10 protein-coding genes and 1 other RNA gene are annotated in these 17150 nt (G+C 60.3%); 8 read left to right on the top strand and 3 right to left on the bottom strand.

The window, feature by feature from the left end:
• Nucleotides 1-28: 28 nt before the first annotated feature.
• Nucleotides 29-2422, bottom strand: a complete 2394-nt coding sequence (gene xdhB / locus CCX46_RS09720; protein WP_127926502.1) for a xanthine dehydrogenase molybdopterin binding subunit — start codon at nucleotides 2420-2422, stop codon at nucleotides 29-31.
• Nucleotides 2415-3869 carry a xanthine dehydrogenase small subunit gene (gene xdhA, locus CCX46_RS09725; RefSeq protein WP_127926503.1) on the bottom strand — a complete coding sequence of 485 codons (1455 nt, stop codon included), beginning with the start codon at nucleotides 3867-3869 and terminating at the stop codon, nucleotides 2415-2417. Before xdhA ends, xdhB begins: the two co-directional genes overlap by 8 nt.
• Nucleotides 3870-4137: 268 nt before the next feature.
• On the opposite strand from xdhA, the gene CCX46_RS09730 reads away from it, so the two are divergent.
• From CCX46_RS09730 to ffs, 6 genes are all read left to right on the top strand, one after another.
• On the top strand, nucleotides 4138-4797 hold the full coding sequence (locus CCX46_RS09730) for a GntR family transcriptional regulator (protein ID WP_038365421.1): 660 nt from the start codon (nucleotides 4138-4140) through the stop codon (nucleotides 4795-4797).
• A 2-nt stretch (nucleotides 4798-4799) separates the two neighbouring features.
• Entirely contained in the window at nucleotides 4800-8288 is a 3489-nt protein-coding gene (gene smc / locus CCX46_RS09735) for a chromosome segregation protein SMC (protein WP_127926504.1), read from the top strand.
• A 259-nt stretch (nucleotides 8289-8547) separates the two neighbouring features.
• On the top strand, nucleotides 8548-9411 hold the full coding sequence (gene zipA / locus CCX46_RS09740) for a cell division protein ZipA (RefSeq protein ID WP_127926505.1): 864 nt from the start codon (nucleotides 8548-8550) through the stop codon (nucleotides 9409-9411).
• An 86-nt stretch (nucleotides 9412-9497) separates the two neighbouring features.
• A complete protein-coding gene (ligA, locus tag CCX46_RS09745) occupies nucleotides 9498-11855 on the top strand; it encodes an NAD-dependent DNA ligase LigA (RefSeq protein ID WP_127926506.1) in 2358 nt (785 codons plus the stop codon).
• Nucleotides 11856-12041: 186 nt separating this feature from the next.
• Complete coding sequence (locus CCX46_RS09750; RefSeq protein ID WP_127926507.1) at nucleotides 12042-13205, top strand: zinc-binding metallopeptidase family protein; 1164 nt, start codon at nucleotides 12042-12044, stop codon at nucleotides 13203-13205.
• A gap of 134 nt (nucleotides 13206-13339) precedes the next feature.
• Nucleotides 13340-13436: signal recognition particle sRNA small type (gene ffs, locus CCX46_RS09755), an RNA gene on the top strand.
• Nucleotides 13437-13632: 196 nt separating this feature from the next.
• On the opposite strand, the gene CCX46_RS09760 is transcribed toward ffs, so the two are convergent.
• Nucleotides 13633-14382, bottom strand: coding sequence for a substrate-binding periplasmic protein (locus CCX46_RS09760; protein ID WP_127926508.1), 750 nt, complete (start codon nucleotides 14380-14382; stop codon nucleotides 13633-13635).
• 145 nt (nucleotides 14383-14527) lie between these two features.
• Between CCX46_RS09760 and dnaX the strand changes: the two genes are divergently transcribed.
• Both dnaX and CCX46_RS09770 read left to right on the top strand, forming a co-directional pair.
• Nucleotides 14528-16618 (top strand): DNA polymerase III subunit gamma/tau, encoded by a 2091-nt coding sequence (gene dnaX / locus CCX46_RS09765; RefSeq protein WP_127926509.1) that lies wholly within the window; start codon nucleotides 14528-14530, stop codon nucleotides 16616-16618.
• Between the two features lie 66 nt (nucleotides 16619-16684).
• Nucleotides 16685-17023, top strand: coding sequence for a YbaB/EbfC family nucleoid-associated protein (locus CCX46_RS09770; RefSeq protein WP_016984747.1), 339 nt, complete (start codon nucleotides 16685-16687; stop codon nucleotides 17021-17023).
• Nucleotides 17024-17150: the final 127 nt, after the last annotated feature.

A 17150-nucleotide genomic window follows, 5' to 3' on the forward strand; every position in this document is an offset into this window, starting at 1 on the left:
ATTCCCACGCAGAGCGTGGGAACGATCATCAAACAACCGCGGTTTCAGCTTCAACGGCTTTCACCGCTTTCAGCTGACGCATCTGCTCGCAACCCCACAACACCCGCTCCGGGGTCGCCGGCGCATCAATCTGCGGCTGATGTTTGTAGTCACCGAGACTCGCCACCGCATCCTTGATCGCACACCACGAAGCAATCCCGAGCATGAACGGCGGTTCACCGACAGCCTTGGAATGGAACACCGTGTCTTCCGGGTTCTTGCGGTTTTCCACCAGCTTGACCCGCAGGTCGAGCGGCATGTCCGCTACCGCCGGAATCTTGTAGCTGGCCGGGCCGTTGGTCATCAGCTTGCCTTTGTTGTTCCAGACCAGCTCTTCCATGGTCAGCCAGCCCATGCCCTGAATGAAACCACCCTCAACCTGACCGATGTCGATGGACGGGTTCAGCGAGGCGCCGACGTCGTGAAGAATGTCGGTACGCAGCATTTTGTATTCGCCGGTCAGGGTGTCGACGATCACTTCGCAGCACGCCGCGCCGAAGGCGAAGTAGTAGAACGGACGGCCACGCGCCTGGCTGCGGTCGTAGTAGATTTTCGGGGTCTTGTAGAAGCCGGTGCTCGACAGCGACACCTGATTGAAATACGCCTGCTGGATCAGCGCCTCAAAGGTCAGTATGTGGTCACGCACGCGCACATGACCGTTGTGGAATTCGACGTCTTCCTCAGTGACTTTGTAGTGACGCGCAGCGAATTCGATCAGGCGTTTCTTGATGATTTCTGCCGCGTTCTGCGCCGCTTTACCGTTCAGGTCAGCGCCGCTGGACGCCGCTGTCGGCGAGGTGTTTGGCACCTTGTCGGTGTTGGTCGCGGTGATCTGCACGCGGTCGATTTCGACCTGGAACACTTCGGCCACGACCTGCGCGACTTTGGTATTCAGACCCTGGCCCATTTCCGTGCCGCCGTGGTTCAGGTGGATGCTGCCGTCGGTGTAGATGTGAATCAGCGCACCGGCCTGGTTCAAGAAACTCGCGGTGAAGGAAATGCCGAATTTCACTGGGGTCAGCGCCAGACCTTTTTTCAGGATTGGGCTGTTGGCGTTGTAGCGACGGATCGCTTCGCGGCGTTCGTGATACTGGCTGCTTTCTTCCAGTTCGGCGGTCATTTCCTCGAGCATGTTGTGCTCGACGGTCTGGTAATAATGGGTGACGTTGCGCTCGGTCTTGCCGTAGTAGTTGGCCTTGCGCACCGCGAGCGGATCGAGTTGCAGGTGACGGGCAATCGCGTCCATCACTTCTTCGATCGCAACCATGCCTTGCGGGCCACCGAAACCCCGGTAAGCGGTGTTCGACGCGGTGTTGGTCTTGCAGCGGTGACCGTTGATGGTCGCATCGCCGAGGTAGTACGAGTTGTCCGAGTGGAACATCGCGCGGTCAACGATCGAGGCAGACAAGTCCGGCGAGCAGCCGCAGTTGCCGGCCAGATCCATGTTGATCCCGTGCAGGCGCCCGGTGCTGTCGAAGCCGACGTCGTACTCGACGTAGAACGGGTGACGCTTGCCGGTCATCAGCATGTCTTCGACGCGCGGCAGGCGCATCTTCGTTGGTTGGCCGGTGAGGTGCGCAACCACCGCGCACAGGCAGGCCGGGCTGGCCGCCTGGGTTTCCTTGCCGCCGAAACCACCGCCCATGCGGCGCATGTCGACGACGATTTTGTTCATCGATACGTCGAGCACTTCGGCAACCAGTTTTTGCACTTCGGTGGGGTTCTGCGTCGAGCAGTAGACGATCATGCCGCCGTCTTCGGTGGGCATCACCGAGGAGATTTGCGTCTCCAGATAAAAGTGTTCCTGACCGCCGATGTGCAGCGTGCCTTGAATGCGGTGTTCAGCCGTCGCCAGTGCGGAAACCGAATCGCCGCGCTGGTGAGTGTGGCTGTCGAGGACGAAGTGGCGTTTGCGCAAGGCTTCAACCACGTCGAGCACAGGTTCGAGGTCTTCGTATTCGATGATCGCGGCCATCGCCGCTTTACGCGCGGTTTCCAGATCTTTCGCCGCGACGGCGAGCACCGGTTGACCGACGAATTGCACGTCATCGATGGCCAGCAGCGGGTCGCCCGGCATCAACGGGCCGATGTCTTTCAGGCCCGGTACGTCTTCGTGGGTGATGGCGATGCGCACGCCTTCGAAGGCGTAGCACGGCGAGGTGTCGATGCTGATGATTTTCGCGTGGGCGCGGTCCGACATGCGTGCGTACAGATGCAACTGGTTCGGAAACTCCAAACGGTCATCGATGTACTGCGCTTCACCGGACACGTGCTTGGCGGCGCTGTCGTGCTTGACGCTGCGGCCGACACCGGAGGTCAGATCCTTGGCGAACAATTCAGCCAGTTCAGCCTGGGTTTTTTCTACGCCGTGATGGTTAGACATAAGCGGTCACCCGAGTCTCGATGTGCGGTGTTTGCAGTTCGATGAAGTATTTGCGCAGCAGGTTCTGCGCGCTGAGCAGGCGATATTCCTTGCTGGCGCGGAAGTCCGAGAGCGGCGTGAAGTCTTCCGCCAATGCGGCGCAGGCACGTTCGACCACGGCGTTGTTGAACGGCGCACCGATCAGCGCGGCTTCACAATGGGTGGCGCGTTTCGGGATCGCAGCCATGCCACCGAAGGCCATGCGCGCATCGGTGATCACGCCGTTTTCCACGCGCAGGTTGAACGCGGCGCAGACGGCGGAGATGTCGTCGTCCAGACGCTTGGAGACTTTGTAGGCGCGGAACAACTGCTCGGCAGTGGCGCGCGGCACGATGATCTTCTCGATGAATTCACTTTCCTGACGGGCCGTGACTTTGTAATCGATGAAGTAATCGTCGAGGTTCAGGGTGCGGCGGGTTTCGCCCTTGCACAGCACGACTTGCGCGCCGAGGGCGATCAGCAGCGGTGGCGAGTCACCGATCGGCGAGGCGTTGCCGATGTTGCCGCCGAGGGTGCCCTGATTGCGGATTTGCAGCGAGGCGAAGCGGTGCAGCAGTTCGCCGAAGTCCGGGTACTCGGCGTTCAACGCTTCGTAGCAGTCGGAGAGGGCGGTGGCGGCGCCGATTTCGATGCGGTCTTCGAAGGTGTCGATGCGCTTCATTTCCGCGACGTTGCCGACGTAGATCATCACCGGCAAGGTGCGGTGGAACTGGGTGACTTCCAGTGCCAGGTCAGTACCGCCAGCGAGAAGCCGTGCTTGTGGATAAGCGTCATAGAGATCGGCCAGATCAGCGACGGTCAGCGGTACCAGGCAGCGCTTGTCGCCGCTGTTCAGTTCGCCGATATCGGTCGGGGCGATGGCTTTCAGTCGGGCGATGGTTTCCGCTTCGCGGGCATCGAACTGATCCGGTTGCTTGCCGCAGCAGGATTGCTCGGCAGCCGCCAGAATCGGCCGGTAGCCGGTGCAGCGGCAGAGGTTGCCGGCCAACGCTTCGTGGGCCTTGGCGTGATCCGGTGCATCGCTGTTCTTTTGCAGGGCGAACAGCGACATGACGAAACCGGGGGTGCAGAAACCGCACTGCGAGCCGTGGCATTCGACCATGGCTTTCTGCACGCTGTGCAGTTCGCCTTGGTGTTTGAGGTCTTCGACGCTGATCAGTTGTTTGCCGTGCAGCGACGAGACAAAGGTCAGGCACGAATTGAGGCTGCGATAGCGAATGTGTTCGCGGCCAGCGTCATCCGTCTGTAACTCGCCGACCACCACGGTGCAGGCGCCGCAGTCACCGCTGGCGCAACCTTCTTTGGTGCCGGACTTGCCCACGTGTTCACGCAGGTAATTGAGCACAGTCAGATTCGGGTCCAGGGCGTGCTCGCTACGGAGTTCCTGGTTAAGTAAAAACTGGATCACGGAAGGCCTCGCAGACTCATTATTGTTGTTAACCGACTTGAGCCGAATTTAGCAGGTCTGACTTTTCGGTCAATGGTTTTCTGACTTAAAGGTCAGGAAAGTCCATTTCGTCGATCAACTACGTGTCTATTCATTATTGACCTTCATCGGTCAGCCTGCTTTTTTGCGGGAATCGTGCCAAAAACCGCTGAGTGGGCACTCCGCCATGACCGTGCATTTGCGCTACACTGCGCCGCTTGTGCAGATCGATAGAGTTTGAAGGACAACCATGACGTTCAAGGCGCCGGACAGCCTCGCCGAGCAAATCGCTCACCACCTCGCCGAACGCATCATTCGTGGCGAAATGAAGCCGGGAGAGCGCATCCAGGAACAGAAGGTCACGCTGGCACTGAATGTCAGCCGCGGCTCGGTCCGCGAAGCCTTGCTGATCCTCGAACGCCGCCACCTGATCGCGATCCTGCCGCGCCGTGGCGCGCACGTCACCGAGCTGACGCCGCACAAAGTGCAGAGCCTGTGCACGCTGATGAGCGAGTTGTACATCCTGCTCGGCAACTCGGTGGCCAATGGCTGGCAAGTGCAGTCGGACATGGCGCCGTTCGTGCAGATCCAGCAGCGCCTGACCGCCAGCTACGAGCGTCAGGACATCCGCAGCTTCGTCGACGACAGCTTCAGCGTGATGCGCGCCGCCTATCCGTTCGCCAACAATCCGTACCTGCAAGAGACCGTCGAGAACCTCCAGCCGGCGATGAGCCGCGCCTACTTCCTCGCCCTCGAACAGCGCAAGGCTTCAATGAGCGAGTTCCTCGAACTGTTCGAACGCCTGCTAGCTGCCGTGCTTGCCCGTGATTTGCCGCAGATCCGCATCGTGCTGACGGCGTATGCCCAGCGCAGCTGCGATCTGGTGGTCTCCGCGCTGACGGTTGCCTAAGCGTGCGGCTCAAGTGCATCAAGCTGGCGGGATTCAAATCCTTCGTCGACCCGACCACGGTGAACTTCCCCAGTAACATGGCGGCGGTCGTCGGGCCGAACGGTTGCGGCAAGTCGAACATCATCGACGCCGTCCGCTGGGTGATGGGCGAAAGTTCGGCGAAGAACCTCCGTGGCGAGTCGATGACCGACGTCATCTTCAACGGTTCGACCAGCCGTAAACCGGTGAGTCAGGCGAGTATCGAGCTGGTCTTCGACAACTCCGACGGCACGCTGCTGGGCGAGTACGCCGCCTACGCCGAGATTTCCATTCGCCGCAAAGTCACCCGCGACAGCCAGACCACGTATTACCTCAACGGCACCAAATGCCGGCGGCGCGATATCACCGATATCTTCCTCGGCACCGGTCTCGGCCCGCGCAGCTATTCGATCATCGAGCAGGGGATGATCTCCAAGCTGATCGAATCCAAGCCCGAAGACCTGCGTAACTTCATCGAAGAAGCGGCCGGCATCTCGAAATATAAAGAGCGCCGCCGCGAGACCGAAAACCGCATCCGCCGCACCCACGAAAACCTCGCGCGTCTGACTGACCTGCGTGATGAGCTCGAGCGTCAACTTGAGCGCCTGCACCGTCAGGCCGAAGCGGCGAAGAAGTATCAGGAATTCAAAGCCGAGGAGCGCCAGCTCAAGGCGCAACTGTCGGCCTTGCGCTGGCAGGATCTCAACGATCAGGTCGGCCAGCGCGAGTCGATCATCGGCACCCAGGAAATCAGTTTCGAAGCGCTGGTCGCCGAGCAGCGAAACGCTGATGCGGCCATCGAACGCCTGCGTGACGGTCACCATGACCTGTCCGAACGCTTCAATCTGGTGCAGGGGCGTTTCTATTCGGTCGGCGGCGACATCGCCCGGGTCGAGCAAAGTATCCAGCACGGCCAGCAACGTTTGCGGCAGTTGCAGGACGACTTGAAAGAAGCTGAACGTGCGCGCCTCGAAACCGAGTCGCACCTGGGCCACGACCGCACGTTGCTGCTGACCCTGGGCGAAGAGCTGGACATGCTCACCCCTGAGCAGGAAGTCACCAGCGCTGCCGCCGAAGAAGCCGCCGCTGCGCTGGAAGATTCCGAGTCCGTCATGCATGGCTGGCAGGAGCAGTGGGACGCCTTCAACCTGACCGCCGCCGAACCGCGCCGTCAGGCCGAAGTGCAGCAATCGCGCATCCAGCAGCTGGAAACCAGCATGGAGCGCCTCGCTGATCGGCAAAAGCGTCTCGGCGAAGAGCGCGCGTTGCTCTCGGCCGACCCGGAAGATGCGGCGATCATGGAACTCAACGAGCAGCTCGCCGAGTCCGAAGCGACCCTCGAAGATTTGCAGACCAGCGAAGAAGCCCAGGTCGAAAAACTCGAACAACTGCGTCAGGAATTGCAGCAAGCGCTGACCGCGCAGCAGCAGGCGCAGGGCGATCTGCAGCGCCTCAACGGTCGTCTCGCGTCCCTTGAAGCCTTGCAACAAGCCGCGCTCGATCCTGGCACCGGCACCGCCGAATGGCTGAAGGAACACAACCTCGCCGAGCGTCCGCGTCTGGCCGAAGGCCTGAAGGTCGAGGCCGGTTGGGAACTGGCGGTGGAAACCGTGCTCGGCGCCGATCTGCAAGCGGTGCTGGTCGACGACTTCAGCGGCTTCGATTTATCCGGTTTCACCCAAGGCGATCTGCGTCTGCTCAGCCCCGGCAATGATGGTGTGCGCGCGGCGGGCAGCTTGCTGGATAAAGTCGACGCGCAGATCGATCTGTCGCCGTGGCTCGGTCAGGTCAAACCGGTCGACAGCCTTGAGCAGGCGTTGGCCTTGCGTGGGCAGTTGAGCGCCGGCGAAAGCCTGATCAGCCGCGACGGTTACTGGGTCGGTCGGCACTTTTTACGCGTGCGTCGGGCCAGCGAAGCGGAAAGCGGCATGCTCGCCCGGGGCCAGGAAATCGAAGCGCTGCACCTCGAGCGGGAAGAGAAAGAAGCCACGGTCGAGGCCATGGAAACCCGTCTGCAAACCCTGCGCGCGCAACAGCGTCAGCAGGAAAACGGCCGCGAGCATTTGCGTCGTTTGCTGCAAGACGAAGCGCGTCAGCAGGGCGAATTGAAAGCGCAACTGTCCGCTGGCAAAGCCAAGGCCGAACAGTTGACGCTGCGTCGTACCCGTCTTGATGAAGAGCTGGTCGAACTCGGCGAGCAACGCGAACTCGAGCACGAACAGATCGGCGAAGCGCGCATGCAATTGCAGGACGCGCTGGATGCCATGGCGCTGGACACCGAGCAACGCGAATTGCTGTTGGCCCAACGCGACAGTCTGCGCGAACGCCTTGACCGGGTGCGTCAGGAAGCGCGGCAGCACAAGGATCACGCGCATCAATTGGCCGTGCGTCTTGGCTCGTTGCGCGCGCAGCACGACTCCACACGTCAGGCGCTGGAGCGTCTGGAAATGCAGGCCGAGCGCCTGACTGAAAAGCGCGAACAGTTGAGTCTGAATCTGGAGGAGGGCGAGGCGCCGCTGGAAGAGTTGCGCCTGAAGCTTGAAGAGCTGCTCGACAAGCGCATGACCGTCGACGAAGAACTGAAGACCGCGCAGATCGCCCTCGAAGACGCCGACCGCGAATTGCGCGACGCGGAAAAACGCCGGACTCAGGCTGAGCAGCAATCGCAGTTGATTCGTGGCCAGCTCGAACAGCAGCGCATGGAATGGCAAGCCCTGACCGTGCGCCGCAAGGCTTTGCAGGACCAACTGCTGGAAGACGGCTACGATCTCAATGGCGTCCTTGCCACACTGACTGCACAAGCCAGTGAACGCGAAGCCGAAGAAGAACTCGAACGCATCAACGCGCGGATTCAGCGCCTGGGTGCGATCAACCTCGCGGCCATCGACGAATACACGCAACAATCCGAGCGTAAACGTTATCTGGATGCGCAGGACGCCGATCTGGTCGAGGCGCTGGAGACCCTGGAAAACGTTATTCGCAAGATCGACAAGGAAACCCGCAACCGCTTCAAAGATACCTTTGATCAGATCAATGGCGGTTTACAGGCACTTTTTCCAAAAGTTTTCGGTGGTGGACGGGCGTATTTGGAACTGACGGGCGAAGATCTACTCGATACAGGGGTAACGATCATGGCGCAGCCGCCAGGGAAGAAGAACAGCACCATCCATTTGCTCTCCGGCGGGGAAAAAGCCCTGACCGCGCTGGCACTGGTTTTTGCCATCTTCAAATTGAACCCGGCGCCGTTCTGTATGCTCGATGAGGTTGACGCGCCACTGGATGACGCTAACGTTGGACGCTACGCACGATTGGTCAAAGAGATGTCGCAGACCGTGCAGTTCATCTATATCACCCACAACAAGATCGCCATGGAAATGGCCGAGCAGTTGATGGGCGTGACGATGCATGAGCCGGGTTGTTCGCGACTGGTAGCCGTGGATGTCGAGGAGGCGATGGCGATGGTGGACGCCTGAGCCAGCGTGGTGTCGGAAAGGTAATTGAGGGTTGTAGGACTTTTTTACCGGGTTCGACTTGCTGGCCAATCGACATATTCGCGCAAGCCAATGAGACAGACGGTGTAAAGTTGTCTTTGGTCGTGCTAGTTTAATGTCAATTTTTCGTATACGTGGGCAAAACGCCTGTCAGAACATAGAGTTGGCGCCACGTTTTAAAGCGGTTTGCACAATGTAAACCCCTTATTTTTCAGCATTTTTTATAGAGGCACGGGATTACATGGAAATCGGTCTGCGCGAGTGGCTGATCGTCATCGGCATCATTGTGATAGCCGGTATTCTTTTCGATGGCTGGCGCCGTATGCGCGGCGGCAAGGGAAAACTGAAATTCCGTCTTGACCGAAGTCTGTCCAACCTGCCGGACGAGGACACCAGCGCTGAGTTGTTGGGCCCGGCCCGTGTATTGGATACGCATCAAGAACCGCAACTGGATGAACACGATCTGCCGTCGGTGAGCATGCCGGCCCGCGAAGCACGCGAGCCTCGCGAGTCCGGTTCGAAACGTGGCAAGCGCGGCAGCAATGGCCCGGCTCAGGGCGACCTGAACCTCGACCTGGATCTGGACGGCGGCCCGAGCTTCAGCAGCCGTGACGACGAATTCGTTGAAGGCACCAAGCCTGCGCCGGCGGCGGTCGACAAGGATCAGCCACAAGCCGAAGAAGTATTGGTCATCAGTGTGATCTGCCGTGACGCTGCCGGCTTCAAAGGCCCGGCACTGTTGCAGAACATCCTGGAAAGCGGCCTGCGTTTTGGCGAGATGGATATTTTCCACCGTCACGAAAGCATGGCTGGCAACGGTGAAGTACTGTTCTCCATGGCCAACGCGGTCAAGCCGGGCATCTTTGATCTGGACGACATCGACCATTTCAGCACCCCGGCGGTGAGCTTCTTCCTCGGCTTGCCAGGTCCGCGTCATCCGAAGCAGGCCTTCGACGTGATGGTGGCGGCAGCACGCAAGTTGTCCCAGGAACTGAACGGCGAACTGAAAGATGACCAGCGCAGTGTTCTGACCGCGCAGACCATCGAGCACTACCGTCAGCGCATCGTCGAATTCGAACGTCGCGCCCTGACCCAGAAGCGTTGATTGAAAAGATTGCCTCGGCATAAGAGGCAGTCGGCAATATAGATTGAGCAGCCTCGGCTGCTCTTTTGCTTTATGAGAGAACACCCATGACCGCCGCCAAAAACCGCATTCTCGAGCTGCGCGCTGAACTCGATCAGCACAACTACCGTTATCACGTCCTCGATGAACCAAGCATTCCGGACGCCGAGTACGACCGGTTGTTCCACGAGCTCAAGGCACTGGAAGCGGCCAATCCGGAATTGATCACCAGCGACTCGCCGACCCAGCGCGTCGGCAGCGTGGCGCTGACCGCGTTCACCCAGGTGCGTCACGAAGTGCCGATGCTCAGCCTCGGTAACGCCTTCGAAGACACCGACATGCGCGAGTTCGATCGCCGCGTCACTGAAGGCCTGGATCTACCGGTCGGCGATCTGTTCGGCGGCAGTGCGGCGGTGGAATACAGCTGCGAGCCGAAACTCGATGGCCTGGCGGTCAGCCTGCTCTATCAGGACGGCGTGCTGGTACGCGGCGCCACGCGTGGCGACGGCACCACTGGCGAAGACATCAGCGTCAACGTGCGCACCGTGCGCAACATTCCGCTGAAGCTGCACGGCGAAGGCTGGCCGGCGACCCTGGAAGTGCGCGGTGAAGTGTTCATGTCCAAGGCCGGTTTCGAGCGCCTCAACGCCTCGCAACTGGAAATCGGCGGCAAGACCTTCGCCAACCCACGTAACGCTGCGGCTGGTAGCCTGCGCCAGCTCGACTCGAAGATCACCGCCAACCGTCCGCTGGAGTTCTGCTGCTACGGCATCGGTCAGGTTTCCCACGATATTTCCGACACCCACATCGGCAACCTCAAGCAGTTGCAGAAGTGGGGCATGCCGATCAGTCACGAATTGAAATTGGCCAAAGGCATCGATGAATGCCTGGATTACTACCGCGACATCGGCGCGCGCCGTAACTCGCTGACGTATGAAATCGACGGCGTGGTGTTCAAGGTCAACAGCATTGCCGATCAGCGTGAACTGGGCTTCCGGGCTCGTGAGCCGCGTTGGGCGATCGCGCACAAATTCCCGGCGATGGAAGAACTCACCGAGCTGCTCGACGTGGAATTCCAGGTTGGCCGCACCGGCGCCGTGACGCCAGTGGCGCGTCTGAAGCCGGTCAAGGTCGCCGGCGTCACCGTGGCCAACGCCACGCTGCACAACATGGATGAAGTCGCACGTCTGGGCTTGATGATCGGCGACACCGTGATCATCCGCCGTGCCGGTGATGTGATCCCGCAGGTGGTGCAAGTGGTCACCGAGCGTCGTCCGGAAAACGCGCGCGCGGTGCAGATACCTGAAAGTTGCCCGGTCTGCGGTTCGCACGTCGAGCGCACGCAACTGATCAAGCGCAGCAAAGGCAAGGAAACCGTCAGCGAAGGCGCGGTGTATCGCTGCGTCGGGCGTCTCGCCTGCGGTGCACAGTTGAAGCAGGCGATCATTCACTTCGTCTCGCGCCGCGCGATGGATATCGAAGGCCTCGGCGACAAAAGCGTCGAGCAACTGGTCGATGAAGGCCTGGTCAGTTCGCCAGCCGATCTGTATGCGCTGAAGTTTGACGATATCGTCGATCTGGAAGGCTTTGCCGAAGTCTCCAGCAACAAGTTGTTGGCGGCGATCGAAGACAGCAAGAAGCCGGGGCTCGCACGTTTCATCTATGCCTTGGGCATTCCCGATGTCGGCGAAGAGACCGCCAAGGTGCTGGCGCGCTCGCTGGGTTCGCTGGAGCGCGTGCAGCAGGCGTTGCCACAAGTGCTGACCTACCTGCCGGATGTCGGCCTGGAAGTGGCGCACGAGATTCACAGCTTCTTTGAAGATGCGCATAACCAGCAGGTGATCACCGAGTTGCTCGGCCATGGTTTGCAGATTCAGGATCAGGGCGAGTTGGGCGCCGAGTTTGCTGCCAGCACGACGCTGGGTGGCTTCCTCGACAAGCTGCACATTCCTTCGGTCGGCCCCGGTGGCGCGCAGAAACTGGCGGACAAGTTTGGCTCGCTGGAAGCGGTGATGGATGCGGACTGGCTGGACATGCGTCAGGCTTTGCCGGAGAAACAGGCGAATTCGGTGCGCGAGTTTTTTGCACTGCCTGAGAACCGGCAACTGGCTGAGGCCTCCGAGAAGCAACTGCGTGATTTCGGCATGCACTGGCAGAGCGAGAAGAAAGTTGTCGAAGGTTTGCCGTTGTCTGGCGAGACCTGGGTGCTGACCGGCAAGGTCGAGTTGATGAGCCGTGATGTCGCCAAGGAACATCTGGAAAGCCTTGGCGCCAAGGTTGCCGGTTCGGTGTCGGCGAAGACTCATTGCGTTGTGGCAGGCCCCGGTGCCGGTTCCAAATTGACCAAGGCCAATGAGCTGGGTGTGAAGGTGATGGACGAAGAAACTTTCATCGCGTTCCTAAAAACTCACGGCGTCGCCGTTTAAGATCAAAAGATCGCAGCCTGCGGCAGCTCCTGCAGGGCTAGTGTTCCACCACGATAAAGCGGGTGTTCACTGATCTCCTGTAGGAGCTGCCGCAGGCTGCGATCTTTTGATTTTCCCACGCAGAGCGTTGGAACGATCAACCCGCAAGAATGATCTAGTCTTGGCAAGCCCCAGGGAGAGATCGCCATGCACCGCTTTTTCGAGCAGCTCAGTTCCCGCATCATCGCGCCGTTCATGGGCGAATCTTCACGCAACAGCAAAGTCTGGCCGTGCCGCTGCGGCCAGTCGCTGTTCTTTCGTAACAGCCAGTGCCTGGCTTGCAATGCCTTGCTCGGTTATCAACCCGAAGAAAGTCGTCTGACTTCGCTGCAACCGGGCCCGTACGAGGGCACCTGGACGCTCGACGCCGATCCCGACGCCGGACTGTTCCGCCGCTGCGCCAACCTTGACACAGCCGCCGCGTGCAACTGGCTGCTGCCGGCCAACGATCACGACAGCCTGTGCATCGCTTGCAGCCTCAACCGCACAATCCCTGACTTGTCCGACCCAGACAACCCCGAGCGCTGGCGCAAAGTTGAAATCGCCAAGCGTCGTCTCGTCGCGCAACTGATCACCCTCGGCCTGCAAGTCATCCCGAAAACCGTCGATGAAGACACCGGGCTGGCCTTCGATTTCATCGGTGTCGACCTCGAAGGCAACGCGCCGATGACCGGCCACGCCAACGGCCTGATCACCCTCGACATCAAGGAAGCCGACGATGCTCACCGTGAGCAGGTGAGGGCGGCGATGCACGAACCCTATCGCACGCTGCTCGGGCATTTCCGTCATGAGGTCGGCCATTATTACTGGGATCGCCTGATCGCCAACGGTCCATGGCTCGGCTCATTCCGCAACCTGTTCGGCGACGAGCGCGCCAGTTACGCCGAGGCGCTTGATCGCCACTATCAGCAAGGCGCACCGCTGGACTGGCCGCAGCACTACGTCAGCGCTTACGCAACCATGCACCCGTGGGAAGACTGGGCGGAAACCTGGGCGCATTACCTGCACATGATGGATGCGGTGGACACGGCGCTGGGTTTTGGCATGAGCGCACGGGAAATGGATTTCGACTACCAGCCGTTTCCGACCAGCACGCTCTACGACCCGGAGCATCCCGGTGGCGAGGCGTTCCTGTCATTCGTCAATGCGTGGATCGAATTGGCGGGGATGCTCAACGAATTGTCGCGCAGCATGGGTCAGCCGGATTTCTACCCGTTCGTGCTCCCGGCGCCGGCGATTGCCAAGCTGCACTTCATTCATCTGGTGATCCAGCAGGCGGGCGGCAGGGCGGATGAGGTTCTGGCCCTCTAGAAGCTGCCGCAGGCTGCGATCTTTATGTCCTTGAACCCGTTCATATTTTTAATCTGCAACCAACGGTTGTAACTTCGTCTCAGATAGGTACAATGGCGCGGCTTGCCGACAGGCAAGCGTCGTTATGGTGACCCCATCGGTCCCCCCGCAACGATTACCCGTGAACCTGGTCAGAGCCGGAAGGCAGCAGCCACAGCGGGAACATTGTGTGCCGGGGTGTGGCTGGTGGGGTTACCACCTTAACGAACAATCGAACGCTTCAATCAGAACTGCATGGGTTTCGCCCACTGCGGTTTTTTTGTGTCTGCGATTTGTCAGGTCGGCACAAATCCCTTGTAGGAGTGAGCCTGCTCGCGATGGCGGTGTGTCAGTCAGTTCATTTTTGGGAGACAGGACGCCATCGCGAGCAGGCTCACTCCTACAGGGGTTATGGGGTGTTTTCAGAGCTGCCGGTATAGAGCCGGATAATCTGATCAATCTCCCCCGACATTTTCATCCGCAGCAACGTGCGCAATATCCGTTGCACCGGTACCTTCGGATCATTCCTCACATAACAGCCGACCTTTTGCTCCTGCAAAACTGCTACCCCTTGCAGTTGCTGCGCGGGCATCAAGCGCTGATTGAACCAGTCCAGCGTCCACTGATTGCTCACCGCATAGCGATAACGCCCGGCCAGCAGCTTCTCCAACACCTGCTCCCGATTCCGCGCATCTTCGCGTTGCAGCAGATCAGCATCAAACAGCGGTTGCAGAGTGGGGTAGGTGTAGCCGAGGACGGTGCCGATGGATTGGCGGGGCAAATGCGCGGGGACGGCACTGGCAGGTTGATCCTTGCGGCTGATCAACAGATCGCGCTGGAAGAACAACGGCAGACTCCAGATGTAATCCCCCGACTGATTCGGCAGCCACGACTGCGCGGCATAGCAGCGCACGTCGATCTCGCCGTGTTCCATGGCGCTCTGCACGCGTGCGCGGGGCAGGACGTGAAACTCGGCCGGTACGCCGACCTGCGTGGCTAGGCTGAGCATCAGGTCGTAGAGAATGCCTTGCGTCGGTCGGCCGCGTTCGTATTGCACCATCGGCATCGCCCAGCTGTCGGGCATGGCAAAGCGCAACGGGGCTTGCGCTGCCGTCACATTCAGGCTGATTCCCAGCAACGCCCCCACGGCCCACCGCATAAACGCTCCGGTAATTCCCGATCCCGAGCCGATAAAAGCCTCTGCTGATGCAGCTTAGCCATATTAGACGAGGACACCGGATGCAATTTTGCCCTTGCTCCGCTAGCATTAGCCGCTTCTGCTTCCTTCGCTGCGACGGTTTTCGATGAGTTATCAGGTTCTTGCACGTAAATGGCGTCCGCGCTCGTTCCGCGAAATGGTCGGCCAGACCCATGTGCTCAAAGCTCTGATCAATGCCTTGGACAGCCAGCGGCTGCACCACGCGTACCTGTTCACCGGTACGCGCGGGGTGGGTAAAACCACAATTGCGCGGATCATTGCCAAATGCCTGAACTGTGAAACAGGTATCACTTCCAGCCCTTGCGGCGAGTGCTCGGTGTGCCGTGAAATCGACGAGGGTCGCTTCGTCGACCTGATCGAGATCGATGCCGCTAGCCGCACCAAGGTCGAAGACACCCGCGAGCTGCTCGACAACGTGCAGTACGCCCCAAGCCGTGGGCGCTTCAAGGTCTACCTGATCGACGAAGTGCACATGCTTTCCAGCCATTCCTTCAATGCGCTGCTGAAAACCCTCGAAGAACCGCCGCCGTACGTCAAGTTCATCCTCGCGACCACTGACCCGCAGAAACTTCCGGCAACGATTTTGTCGCGCTGCCTGCAGTTCTCGCTGAAGAACATGACGCCGGAACGTGTGGTCGAGCATTTGACCCACGTCCTGACCGCCGAAAACGTGCCGTTCGAAGACGATGCACTGTGGTTGCTCGGTCGCGCCGCTGACGGTTCGATGCGTGACGCCATGAGCCTGACCGATCAGGCCATCGCCTTTGGTGAGGGAAAGGTTCTGGCCACGGATGTGCGGGCGATGCTCGGCACGCTGGATCACGGTCAGGTCTATGACGTCCTGCATTCGTTGATCGAAGGCGATGCCAAGGCGTTGCTCGAAGCGGTGCGTCACCTGGCCGAGCAAGGCCCGGACTGGAACGGCGTGCTCTCGGAAATTCTTAACGTATTGCACCGGGTGGCCATCGCTCAGGCGTTGCCGGAAGGTGTCGACAACGGGCATGGCGACCGCGATCGCGTGCTGGCTCTGGCCCAGGCGTTGCCGGCCGAAGATGTGCAGTTCTATTACCAGATGGGCCTGATCGGTCGCCGCGATTTGCCGCTGGCGCCGGATCCGCGCGGTGGTTTCGAAATGGTCCTGCTGCGGATGCTCGCCTTCCGGCCGGCAGATACGGCGGACGCCCCGAGGCAACCGCTAAAGCCAGTGGGGATCAGCCAGGCCACAGTTGATTCCGCAAACTCCGTGGCTGCCGCGCCTAAACCTGCGCCGGTAGTCGCTGCGGCGGTTGTGCCGGCTCCAGCTCCGGCACCCGTGGTAGCACCAGCACCGGCTCCCCAGCCCGCGCCGGTTGCTCCTGTTGCCGCGCCAGAACCTGCGCCTGTCGTTGCCGAAGCCGTCGTCGATCTGCCGTGGAATGACCCGGTAGCGCCCGAGGCTGAGCCCGAGCCCGAACCCGCGCAGCAACCCGCCGTCGAACCCGTGCTGGAAACCACCGCCGAGCAACCCGAGTTGCCGCCAATGCCGTTGCCGACCCCGGACAGCGTCGTTCCGGAAGCTCCAGAATGGGCTGCCGCACCGATTCCCGAGCCGTCGGTCGCCGACGTCGATGCCGCCACACCGGGCATGGACATGGACGACGAGCCGCCGCTGGACGAGGACTACATCGAGCCGGACATGGATTCGGCCTACAGCTACCTCGACGAACTGGCCAGCGAACACGCCGCCGAGCCTGCCCCGGAACCCGAGCCAGAACCGGCTGCGGCGCCGGCCACAGGTCTGGCGTTGCAATGGCTGGAGCTGTTCCCGAAACTGCCGATTTCCGGCATGACCGGCAGCATTGCCGCCAACTGCACATTGATCGCCGTCGATGGCGATCATTGGCTGATGCACCTCGATCCGGCGCACAGCGCACTGTTCAACGCCACGCAGCAGCGGCGTCTGAACGATGCGTTGAACCAGTTCCACGGTCGCACGCTGAGCCTGACCATCGAGCTGATCAAGCCCGAGCAGGAAACCCCGGCCCAGGCCGCGTCCCGTCGCCGTGCCAACCGTCAGCGCGAGGCGGAGGAATCGATCCACGGTGATCCGTTCATCCAGCAGATGGTTCAGCAGTTCGGCGCGGTGGTGCGACACGATACTATTGAACCTGTCGAGGCTCTGGTCACTCAGGGCTAATAACTGAAGGCGTTCGGCTCCATTGGCCGGGCGCTGTTTTGATCCAAGTACTTTGAGGTGATTCCCATGATGAAAGGTGGCATGGCCGGCCTGATGAAGCAGGCGCAGCAGATGCAGGAAAAAATGGCCAAGATGCAGGAAGAGCTGGCCAACGCCGAAGTCACCGGTAAGGCCGGCGGCGATATGGTCACCGTGGTGATGACCGGTCGTCACGACGTCAAAAGCGTGAGCATCGACCCAAGCCTGGTCGAAGGCATGAGCGAGGACGACAAAGAGATGCTGGAAGCGGTCATTGCCTCCGCCGTCAACGACGCTGTGCGCAAGATCGAAAAAAACAGCCAGGACAAAATGGGCAACATGACCGCCGGCATGAACCTGCCAGCCGGTATGAAACTGCCATTCTGATTCGCCAATCGGCGGCAGATGAGCTACACAAAATGCCAGGCCTTGCGCCTGGCATTTTTGTTTCTGACTGATCGTTCCCACGCTCTGCGTGGGAATGCAGCCCGGGACGCTCCGCGTCCCAAGTACA

Source organism: Pseudomonas sp. RU47 (assembly GCF_004011755.1).
Lineage (GTDB): Bacteria > Pseudomonadota > Gammaproteobacteria > Pseudomonadales > Pseudomonadaceae > Aquipseudomonas.